The following is an 11,549-nucleotide window of genomic DNA, read 5'->3' as shown; positions in this document are numbered from 1 at the left end:
GGCATAGGGTCCTTCGGCGGGACAGGGCAAGGCCGTCGTGCGTGGCCGTGAAACGAACCTTTCGGGCAACGGACAACCCGTTGTCGTGGTCCGGGCCGACACAGAGCCGTAAAACCTGTGATCGCGGCCGGGGATCGCGGAAGACTGGGCTGCGGCAGTGACAACAACGGGCTGCCACCGGACCTGTGGGTCCGGTGGCGCTCCACCACCGAGAGGCGATATCGCGACGTGCGGCCCACCCTCGAAGCGCCCGCGCTCAAGGCGAGCCTCCTTCAGTACCTGTCCACGACGTACGCGCTCACCGACGAGGGTGCTCGGCAGGCGCTCGAAGCGTTCCTCGGCGACGACACGACGGGCATGTTCCGCGGGCCCTTCATGCGCATCCGCACGCCGTTCACCCAAGCACCCGACACCTGGCGGGCGAGTCTGGAGTGGGCACCCGAGAACTTCGCGCCCTACGCCCACCAGGCGGTGGCGTTCGAGCGCCTGACCTCCTTCAAGCACACCCCGCAGCCCACGCTCGTAACCACCGGAACCGGGTCCGGTAAGACCGAATCGTTCCTGCTCCCGGTCCTCGACCACTGTCGACGTGCCAAGGCGGCCGGCGGACACGGGATCAAGGCCGTCCTGCTCTATCCGATGAACGCGCTCGCCACCGACCAGGCGAACCGGCTCGACGAGCGCTATCTCGTGCCGGGGTCCGCGCTGGACGCCGTGACCGCCGGACTGTACATCGGAGATACTCCCGGGAAGGCCTACCGCCGGGTGGCGACCAAGCGCGAGGACATGCGCCGGGTGCCGCCGGACATCCTGATCACCAACTACAAGATGCTGGACCTGTTGCTCCAGCGCGGCGACGACGCCCCACTGTGGCTCGGGGCCGACGTGCGCTACGTGGTGGTGGACGAGTTCCACACCTACGACGGCGCTCAGGGCACCGATGTCGCGATGCTGCTTCGTCGGATGGCCGCCGCACTCGGAGTCTCCGAGCCGGGCCGGCCGCTCGGCCCGATCTGCCCCGTCGCGACCTCGGCCACGCTGGCCTCGGGCGGCGACGGCGACGCGACCCGGGACCTGCTCGCGGTCGCCACGGAAATCTTCGGTACCGAGTTCACCGCCGACGCCGTCGTGGGTGAGAACCGACTCACGGTCGAGGAGTTCATCCCCGGCGAAAACCTGGACGCCACCCTGCCGTTGCCCGCCCCCGCGCAGCTTGCCGGGCTGCCCGATCCGGCCCGGGACGAGCAGTCGTTGGCGAAGCTGGTCGGTGAGGTCACCGGGGACCCGAGTCTGGCCACTCGCCCGCACGCGCTCGGGGCGGTGCTCAAGCGGCACATGCTGACCAGCGCGGTGATGTCCTCGCTCAGCGACGGGATCAAGACGCCCGCCGAGGTGCTGGACATCCTGTGGCGGGCCGGCGCGTACTCGTGGGGACAGGCGATCACCCACCAGCCCCGCCAAGCCGCCGACGCGCTCGCGCGCTTCATCGCGTTGCTGTCCATCGCGCGCGACCCGGACTCCACGCCCGAGGAGCCGCGGCCGTTCGTACACATCGAGGTGCATCAGTGGGCGCGCTCGGTTTCCCGGATCCGGCGCGGGATCCTGCCGTGGCCCAAGGCCGAGTTTCGGTGGGACTCCGATCCGGCGCACCCGGGAACGACGAGCGCCGCGCCGGTGACGACCGCGACCGCCGGGCAGCAAGCCAACGTGTTCCTGCCCGCCATCTACTGCCGGGACTGCGGGCGCTCCGGCTGGGCGGTCTTCTCACCCGAGAGCGATGACCAGGACATCGAGTTCGACGCGTCGAAGATCTGGCGAGCCTCGACCGGCTTGGACAAGCTCCGGGTCCGCAACCTGATCGCGGCCACCGATGGCGAGGCGGCACTGGGGGCGGGGCAGGGGCCGCTGCGCAACGCGGTCGGCAAGGCCCAGGGCGGCAGTGTGCTCATGGTGCTCGACGGCATGCGCGGCAAGCTGCGCTTTCCGGTCGCCGGCGACTACGACCCGCAGACCGGGCAGCCCGTACTCACCGCGCACGATTGCGCGTTCGTGCTGGTCAATCTCTCCGACACGGCCAACACGGCGGCCAAGGAGGACTGGTGCCCGGCATGTGGGGAGCGCAACGCGATCCGCTACCTCGGTACCGGCTCGGCGGCGCTTGCCGCCGCGTCCATCACCCAATTGTTCACGGGCCGCGAGTTGGACAAGAAGCTCGGTGAGCGCAAGACCTTGATGTTCAACGACTCGGTGCAGGACGCCGCGCACCGGGCGGGCTTCGTGGCGAACCGTTCGTACACGTTCTCGCTGCGCGCACTGCTCGCCGATCACCTCGAAGAGGGGCGGCCGACCCCTCTGAACGACTTGATCGCGGACGTGGTCTCGGCGACCGTCGACCCCGAAACGTTGGTGGCGGTTGTGCCACCCGACCTGCACGACATCCCGGGCGTCAAACGCCTGCTGTCCCGGGAAGGGGGTCGGATCGGCAAGAGCAGCCGCGAAGCGACGTGGGATTTGATCGGCGAGCGGCTCGCGTTCGCGACGCTGATGGAGTTTGGGCTGCGCGCTCGGCGTGGTCGTACCCTGGAGCTGACCCGTACCGCCGCCGCCCATGTGCACATCGCCGACCCGGTCGGTGCGGTCGGCCTCGTCCGTGCCGTGCATCACGACCTGCCCGGGGTGGAGCCGGTCGACCCCGGCGACGCGCGCTACCTGGGGTTTTTGCGCATTCTGCTGGAGCGGTTGCGCTCTCGCGGGGGAATCAAGCACCACTGGTTGGAGAACTACCTCGCCGACGCGGGTACCAGTCGCTATTCCATCTGGGGCAAGCGCCCGCCCGGGATGCAGGCGTTTCCGCACGGCGTCTCGGCGCCGACCTTCCTGCTCGACCGGTCCAAGGATCGCAGCGAGTTCGACAACGCGGTCGGCCGCCTGTCCTGGTACGAACGCTGGGCACAGCGCTGTCTGGACCTGACGCGTGAACAGGCCGCCCAGTTCTGGGCCGGGCTACTGCCCGCCCTGGCAGAGGGCCGCTTGCTGTCCGTGCGTACCGCGAAGGACAACGCGACCCGCATCCACGGCCTCTATCCCGGGGACATCAGCGCGCGCCTACTCTCGGACGACGACGTCAACATCGCCTATGTGCGCTGCGCGGTGTGTTTTTGGGAGCAGACCGTACATCCGAGTCTGCTCGACCAGTGGCACGGACAAAGATGCCCGTCCTATCGCTGCGAAACGGGTCGGCTCGTGGCCGGTGACCGGGTGGACGAACTCGACGTGCACCAGCGCGACCGGGACTATCGGGACGACTATTACCGCCTTCTGTATCGCGAAGCCGGCACCTATCAGGTCGTCACCGCGGAACACACCGGCATGCTGGACCGGCCGGAGCGCGAACGCGTCGAGGCCGCTTTCCGGGACGGAACCGGATTCAACGACCCGAACGTGCTGTCCTGCACGCCCACCCTCGAACTGGGCATCGACATCGGAGACTTGTCCGCCGTCGTGCTCGCGTCGCTGCCGCGGACACCGGCGAACTACGCGCAGCGGGTCGGCCGGGCGGGTCGGCGGACCGGGAACGCGTTCCTGCTGACCATCCCGGCCCGATCCCGGCGGGATCTGTACTTCCTCGACCAGACCAAGGAGATGATCGCCGGCCGGATCGTGCCGCCCGGCAGCCACCTGTCCGCGATCGAACTGCTGCGCAGGCAATACTTCGCACACCTGCTCGACCTGGCCGCGAGTGGACGGCTGGCGCTGGGGGATCGGGTGCTGCGGCCGATGCCGAACAAGGCACCCGTGTTCTTCGGTCCGTCCGCCTACCTGCGTGACCTGATCGAGGTCGTCATGGCACGGGGGGCGGAGTTGGTCGAGGGATTCCTCGCGCTCTTTCCCACCGGCGTCGACGAGCAGGCCGCGATGGCCCTGCGCGCGTATGCCACCGCCGGCCTGCGCAGCGCGCTGGAGGAGGCCGAGCGAGAGTGGTACGCAAGGCTCGACGTGTTGCGCGACCGGTTGAAGGCGATCGACGCGGCGAGCGCCGACCTGCTCGACTCCGATCCCGACCAGGCCCGGCAGAAGGCCGAGTTGGCCGGTGAACGACGTGCCACCGGCAGGCGGATGAAGGACATCGGCGACACCGACGCGCCGGGTGCGCTCGCCGAACTCGGCCTCCTGCCCAACTACGCGCTGATCGACGCACGCACCGCGCTGGACGCGACGCTGTACTGGGAAGCCGGCACGGACGAGGCCGGCAAGACTGTCTTCGATGGGGAACTGCGCGAGTACGAGCGTTCCCGGCGCTTCGCCATCTCCGAGTTCGCCCCTGGGAACACGTTCTATGTGCGCGGCTACCGGCACGAGATCTCCGGTGTGGAGATCGGCACGACCGAGCGACCCGGTTGGCAGATGTGGCGGATCTGCCCCGGGTGCGGTTACGTGCGCACCGACCACGCCGTCACCGACCGCTCGTCGTGCCCGCGGTGCGATACCTCCCGGATCGCCGACGACGGATCGTGCCTCTTCCGGGTGGTCCAGCCGGCCAGGGTGACCTCGCGGGACAAGCGCGAAGACGCGGTGATCCGAGACGATCGAGATGAGCGCGAACGGCGGTTCTACGAGGTGCAGACGGCGGTGGACATCCCCGTCGACAGCATCGAGGCGGCGTGGCGGCACACCCGGCAGGTCTTCGGGATCGACTTCAGCCGTCGCGCGACCATTCGTACCGTCAACCTGGGGCCGGCCCGCTTCGACATTCCCGCCTCCGACGATTTCGCCGGGCACACCGTGCGGCTCAACCCATTCCACGCGTGCACGGGGTGCGGCGCGGCGACCGCGGACGGCAAGCCGGTCTTCGACCACGACGCCGACGCGCTGACCTCATCGGTCGGTCGGGATCCTCGGCTCAAGCATCATCGGCCGTGGTGTCCGCTGCGTCGCGGTCGCACGGGTGAGGCCGAGCAGATTCCCATCCTGCTCGCTCACGAGTTGGAGACGGAGGCCATCCGGGTGCTGTTGCCGGCGGCGACCGTCCTGGTGGACGAGAAGGTGCACTCGTTCCGTGCCGCCCTGCGGCTGGGCGTGGATCGCCACTTCGGTGGTGATCCGGCACATCTGGACACCACGATCGCCTACATGCCGGACCAGGCGACCGATGAGCGACGCTCCTTCCTGGTCCTGTTCGACACGCTGTCCGGCGGCACCGGGTATCTCCACCGACTCACCGACCCGACCGCGTTTCGCGCGACGCTCGAAGACGCGCGGACGGCGCTCCTGGACTGCCCGTGTGTGGGCGAGGGGCGGCCCGCGTGCCACCGCTGCCTGCTGCGCTATACCTCGGAACGCTTCCAGGACGTGGTCTCCCGCAGCGACGCGCTCGACCTGATCGACAGTCTCCTCTTCGAGCCGGACGGCACCGAGGGGTGGCAGGTCGAGGAGATCACCGATACCGGCCGGATCGGACTGGACCGGCAGGTCGCCTCCGACTTGGAAGCGCGCTTCCTGGTGGCACTGCGCGAGTGGACCCGACGCAGTGACGACGCCGTGCTCGACGAGGAGGGGCGACACAGCGGCCATCTGCGGATCAACACCGGACAGGGCGTGGTCCATTGGCGCTTGCAGGCTCAGGAGCGACTCGAAGGCACCATCACCGACTTCACCTTCGTCCGCGTCGACGGTCCGGCGCAGAGCGTCAAGGTCTACCTCGACGGTCATCGCTACCACGCGACCCGCGAACACAACGCGCTCGCGGGTGACGCTGCCAAACGCACCCGACTGCGCGCCGAGAATCACGCGGTGTTCCAGATCACCTGGGACGACCTGGATCTGTTCGAGGGCCGCAAGGGCAGCCGCGCCGTGCCGGTGTGGCCGGCGTACGCCAACGGTGCCCAGGAGCAGGCGAAGAATGCCTACGAGCAGTACGGCGGCGACCGTTCCCGGCTCGCCGAGGTGGTGTTCGCGAATCCCATCGTGACCTTGCTCGCCTATTTGCGGAGTCCCGATCCAGCGGAGTGGGCGCGGCGTGCTCGTGCGTTGGTCACCGGACTGCTGGCCGCCCACGGCGTGACCCGGGTCGTCGCGACCGACAATCGGGTCGAATTGGTGGCGGCGCTGCGGAGGACGTTGCTCGGGCAGCGGGTCGACGGCTCGGGCCAGGGCGCGGGTCCGGTCATGGTCTTCTCCGGGCGGGACGACCATGGGCTTCCGTTGGTGATCGCCTTGGACGCGCACGACCAACAAGACCTCCGCTGGACGGCGCTCGCGATACTGGACGACGACCCGGAGGCGCTCGGCACACCCGCGCATCGGGCCGCCTGGCGGTCGTGGCTGAGCTGGTGCAATCTGATCCAATTCCTGTCCCGCGCCGGTGGCGATGGTGTGCAACTGACGGCCGGGCAGATCGCCGACTATCCCGTCGAGACCCTCGCGGTGTGCGGCGGCGCCGGTGAACTCGACAGTCTGATCGGAGCGGTCCCGCCGGTCGCGGTCTCGCCGGTGGAGCGCGGCTTGGCCGACGTGCTCGCCCGAGACGCTCGCTGGGATACCGAGGTCCTGCCGTACCTGGACGAAGAGGAACCGGGCCTTCTCGCACTTGCGGAAGAGATGGCGGCCCGGGGCCTGCCCGCGCCGATCGCCGGGCACGAACTCGACGAGAACGGCTGGCAGGCCGAGTTGGCCTGGCCGGACCGGCGCATCGCGGTGCTGCTGTGCGCGCGCCACGCGGACGACGACGAGGCACACCGCCGTAACGCGGCCTTCGTGCAGGCTCGATGGTCGGTGCGCACGGCCCCGGAATGGGCCGACCATCTCGATTCACTCGTCGCCCAGCTCGGCGACTCGTCCGACGACGCGAAAGGCGCTTCTCGATGACCGCCCGGCTGAGCCTGTACCAAAAGGCCGAACAGGAGTTGTACCGCCTCGAACGGTCGGTCAAGGCCGACTTCTACAACTTCAGCCACGAGTTCCGGGAGAATCCGCGCCAACCCGGGCTGCATCTGCAAAAGCTCAAGGGCGGATCCGGCGTCTATTCCGCGCGCGTCAACCTCTCGTACCGTGCCCTGCTCACCCGCGCCGGAGTCTCGGCGAGTGGCGAGGAGAGTTGGCTCGTGATTGCGGTGCGTCACCGTAAAGACGTGTACGAACAGCTGTCCGTGGCGGTCAACCGGGTCAACGGAGAACTCGAATTCGTCGATTTGTCCGTAGTCGGCCAAAGCGCGCTCCATCGCGCGGGGATCGCGCTCACCAAGGCCGAAGACGCGGACACGCCGGCGCCCGTGCCCACGCCGCCTTCCACTGCGGGGCCGCCCTTGCTGGAGGCGTACACGCCGAACGAACTGCGTGAACTCGGCGTGGCCGAGTCGCTGATCCCGCTCGCCCTCACGGTTACCGACAGCGCCGAACTCGACCTGTTGGTGGCCGCCGTCCCGCTGTTGTCGAAGGATGTCCTGTACGGACTGGCGGCCGGTCTCGACATCGATCAGGTCCGGAGCGAGATCACCGAGAAGTACGCGACGGAATCCCCGGTGGACACCGAGGACTTCGCCGCAGCTCTCGCCCGCACCACGGTCACCACCGTGGACGCGGCCCTACAGGCCGTACTCGACGAGGGAGACTTCCGGGCCTGGAAGGTATTCCTCCACCCGACTCAGCGCCGCCTGGTGCACCGCGACTACTCCGGTCCTGCCCGGGTCAGTGGAGGTCCGGGGACCGGCAAAACGATCGTGGCTCTGCATCGCGTCAAGTATCTCGCCGACCGGCTTCCGGAGGACTCCGGCAAGGCCATCCTGCTCACCACCTTCACCAAGAATTTGGCCACCGACCTTCGAGCCCGACTGGCGTCACTCATCGACCCGACCCGACTCGCACTCGTCGATATCGTGCACGTCGACCAACTCGCGACGCGGGTGGTGGGAGAGAACGCCACGCCGGGACGCAGCCGCAACCGAGTCGACGACAAGGTGGCTGCCCGCGAACTGCGCGACATGCTGTTCGAACTCGACGAGAGGTCGTGGGAGCCCGACTTCCTCATCGACGAGTGGGTTCAGGTGATCTTGGGCCAATCCCTGTCGAGCAGAGCGCAGTACTTCAAGGCCAGACGCTCGGGACGGGGCCGTCCGCTGACTCGTCCCGAGCGAGCGGTGGTCTGGAACCTGGTCGAGCAGTTTTCCGCCCGACTGGACAAATTGGGAATAGAGACTTGGGCCCAAGCCGCCGACCGGGCGGCCCGCACGGAAATCGATCGGGCCGCGCGCATCGCCACGCGACGTGCGGACGGGGCGACCGCCGGCGGGGAGCCGATCCGGGCAGAAGGGGACTCCGGGGCAAGATACAGGGATTATCGATACAAACACATCGTGGTCGACGAAGCCCAGGATCTACGCCCAGCACACTGGAAGATGTTGCGAGCGATGGTCGAACCCGGTGTCAATGACATGTTCATCGCCGGCGACACGCATCAGCGGATCTACGACAACCAGGTCGCGCTCGGGGCCCTCGGCGTGAACATCAGGGGCCGTGCCTCGCGCCTGACGCTCAGCTACCGCACGACGAAGGAGATCCTGGCCTCCGCGCTCACCATGATGTCGGGGGAGACGTTCGACGACCTCGATGATGGCAACGACACGCTCGCCGGATACCGGTCGGTGCTGCACGGTCCGCCTCCCGCATGGTCCGCCTTCGCCACCTGGCGAGACGAACTCGACGGGCTCGCGGTCACGATCGAGACATGGTGGAACGAGTTGGCGACCGACGAGCATGGTACTTCGCGAGACCCGCGTGGTCTGATCGCGGTGTGTGTCGCAGAACGAGACAAGGTTGACGAGGTGATGCACCACCTCACCGCCAAGACCGGCATCACCTGCGCCGAACTGACGAAGGAAGGTCCCAGGGGCGACGGGAAGGTACACGTGGGCACCATGCACCGTTTCAAGGGGCTGGAGTATCAGAAACTCGCCGTCGTGGCCGCCGCGGACGGCATTGTCCCCAGGGCCTCGATCGAGCGATTTCGTACACAGGACCCGGCGCGGTATGGCCGGGAGCGACGCAAGGCCCGCTCGTTGTTGTTCGTTGCCGCGACCCGAGCGCGGGATTCGCTTTCCGTCTCGTGGCATGGGGCGCGCAGCCCGTTCCTGCCCAGACCCTGACCGGTCGGTCCGATCCGCACGAAGGCGGCGGCCCCCTGTGGGCCGCCGCCTTCTTCGTCGAGGACACCGACCCGCCAATGCTCGCCTCTCGGCAAGTGGTCCCTCGTAGGGACTAATGGTTGGGCCCGGGGGCTTGGATCGAGCCGGTGTCGTCCACCAGCGTAACCGACCCTCCCGCCGGCGCCGGGAGATCGGCGAAGGACGAGGATCACAGTTTGCGTGGTCGGGGGGTCCGGGTAAGGCGGGCTCCCGGTCGCCCCGGCCGGCACGCCGATGTCCACGAAGTGAGACCATCGGGGGCGATGCGACCTCGGCGGAGACGGGCGTCGCAGCGATCGGAGGAGAAAGAGTTCATGCCCGCAGCGCCCAGCGCCTCGTACTCGATCACGGCTCGACTGGAGGTCCCCGCAGGGGGTCCGTCGGTCAGTCGGCTCACCAACACGGTGGAATCCGCCGGGGGGTCGATCACCGCGCTCGACGTCACCGCGTCCGGCCACGAGCGCCTGCGGATCGACGTCACGATCGCCGCGACCTCGACCGATCACGCCGACCGGCTCGTGGAGGCGATCCGCGAGATCGAGGGCGTCACCCTCGGCAAGGTCTCGGACCGCACCTTCCTGATGCACCTCGGCGGCAAGATCGAGATGCAGTCCAAGCACCCGATCCGCAACCGCGACGACCTCTCGATGGTTTACACCCCGGGCGTGGCGCGGGTGTGCCTGGCCATCGCGGAGAACCCCGACGACGCGCGCCGGCTGACCATCAAGCGCAACACCGTCGCGGTGGTCACCGACGGCTCCGCGGTGCTCGGCCTGGGCAACATCGGCCCCAAGGCCGCGCTGCCGGTCATGGAGGGCAAGGCGGCCCTGTTCAAGCGCTTCGCGGGGATCGACGCGTGGCCGATCTGCCTGGACACCCAGGACCCGGACGAGATCGTCCGGGCCGTGCAGGTGATGGCGCCGGGCTTCGCCGGGATCAACCTGGAGGACATCTCCGCGCCGCGCTGCTTCGAGATCGAGCGTCGGCTGCGCGAGACGCTGGACATCCCGGTCTTCCACGACGACCAGCACGGCACCGCGATCGTGGTGCTCGCGGCGCTCACCAACGCGCTGCGGGTGGTCGGCAAGAAGATCCAGGACGTGCGCATCGTCATGTCGGGCGCGGGCGCGGCCGGCACCGCCATCCTCAAGTTGCTCCTCTCCGCGGGCGCGGGCCACGTGGTGGTCGCGGACGTGCGCGGCGTGGTGCACACCGGGCGCGAGGACCTGGGTACGGACCTGCGCTGGATCGCCGAGCACACCAACGAGCAGGGCCTGACCGGCACGCTCAAGGAGGCCGTGGTCGGCGCGGACGTCTTCGTGGGCGTGTCGGCGCCGAACGTACTCGACGGCTCCGACATCGCCGCGATGGCCGCCGACTCGATCGTGTTCGCGCTGGCCAACCCCGATCCCGAGGTGGACCCGGCGGCGGCCCTGGAGCACGCCGCGGTGGTCGCCACCGGGCGCAGCGACTTCCCCAACCAGATCAACAACGTGCTGGTCTTCCCGGGCGTCTTCCGCGGTCTGGTGGACGCGCAGAGCCGGCACATCAGCGACGACATGCTGCTCGCGGCCGCGCGGGCGCTGGCGTCGGTGGTCTCCGACGACGAAGTGAACCCGAACTACATCATCCCGAGCGTTTTCCACCCGGAGGTCTCCTCGGTGGTCGCCGCGGCGGTGCGGGACGCGGTGTTGGCGGAGCGTCAGAACCCTGCGGGATGATCGTCGTACTGTCGGTCCGTATCCCGGTTGCGGGGCCCCCCGAACGGCCCCGTAATCTGCCGGAACCGCGAAATCACGGGGCTTTCCCAGTGATTTGGCGTGTCCTTGATTAGCTTCCGGGCATGGATGAGTGCAGGATTCGTCCCCGGGGCAAGAACAGCGAGTTGGACTGAACCACGTTTGCGACCACGTTCCGTGGTCGTCGGCGGAGGTCAGCAAGACACGGGAGTGACACATGAACCGCAGTGAGCTGGTGGCCGCCCTCGCGGAGCGCGCCGACGTGACCCGCAAGGACGCGGACGCCGTACTGAGCGCGCTCGCCGACGTGGTCGGCGAGATCGTCGCCAAGGGCGACGAGAAGGTCTCGATCCCGGGCTTCCTCACCTTCGAGCGCACCCACCGTGCCGCCCGCACCGCGCGGAACCCGCAGACCGGCGACCCGATCGACATCCCCGCCGGCTACGGCGTCAAGGTTTCGGCGGGCTCGAAGCTCAAGGCCGCGGCCTCGGGCAAGTAAGTCCGTAGCAGCCCCGGTGGAAACCGGAAGGGGGGGGGGGCGCGCGCGGGGGGGGCGGCCGCCCGCCCGCGGGGGGGCCAGCCGGGCGGGCGCGCGCGCCCCCCGCCCCCGCAGGCCCCCGCCGCGGGGGGGGAG

Annotated in this window: 4 protein-coding genes; all 4 read left to right on the top strand. The window is 68.8% G+C overall.

Features of this window, described 5'->3' with window-relative positions; genetic code table 11:
• Nucleotides 1–228: 228 nt before the first annotated feature.
• The 4 genes from ACWGR4_RS14060 to ACWGR4_RS14045 all read left to right on the top strand — a co-directional run bounded on the left by ACWGR4_RS14060 (nucleotide 229) and on the right by ACWGR4_RS14045 (nucleotide 11,414).
• Entirely contained in the window at nucleotides 229–6,864 is a 6,636-nt protein-coding gene (locus ACWGR4_RS14060; RefSeq protein ID WP_452129988.1) for a DEAD/DEAH box helicase, read from the top strand.
• Nucleotides 6,861–9,137: a UvrD-helicase domain-containing protein gene (locus tag ACWGR4_RS14055; protein WP_452129987.1), complete on the top strand. Its 2,277-nt coding sequence runs from the start codon at nucleotides 6,861–6,863 to the stop codon at nucleotides 9,135–9,137. Before ACWGR4_RS14060 ends, ACWGR4_RS14055 begins: the two co-directional genes overlap by 4 nt.
• Before the next feature lie 353 nt (nucleotides 9,138–9,490).
• Entirely contained in the window at nucleotides 9,491–10,897 is a 1,407-nt protein-coding gene (locus ACWGR4_RS14050) for an NAD-dependent malic enzyme (RefSeq protein ID WP_078977039.1), read from the top strand.
• Between the two features lie 235 nt (nucleotides 10,898–11,132).
• Entirely contained in the window at nucleotides 11,133–11,414 is a 282-nt protein-coding gene (locus ACWGR4_RS14045) for an HU family DNA-binding protein (RefSeq protein ID WP_020553331.1), read from the top strand.
• Nucleotides 11,415–11,549: the final 135 nt, after the last annotated feature.

This window comes from Embleya sp. NPDC055664 (assembly GCF_053618075.1).
This window is presented reverse-complemented; position numbering and strand designations above follow the sequence as displayed.

Bases quoted from the DNA above. Each gene is read 5' to 3' on its own strand.
- ACWGR4_RS14055 (WP_452129987.1), top strand. From the start codon at position 6,861: ATGACCGCCCGGCTGAGCCTGTACCAAAAGGCCGAACAGGAGTTGTAC.
- ACWGR4_RS14050 (WP_078977039.1), top strand. From the start codon at position 9,491: ATGCCCGCAGCGCCCAGCGCCTCGTACTCGATCACGGCTCGACTGGAG.
- ACWGR4_RS14045 (WP_020553331.1), top strand. From the start codon at position 11,133: ATGAACCGCAGTGAGCTGGTGGCCGCCCTCGCGGAGCGCGCCGACGTG.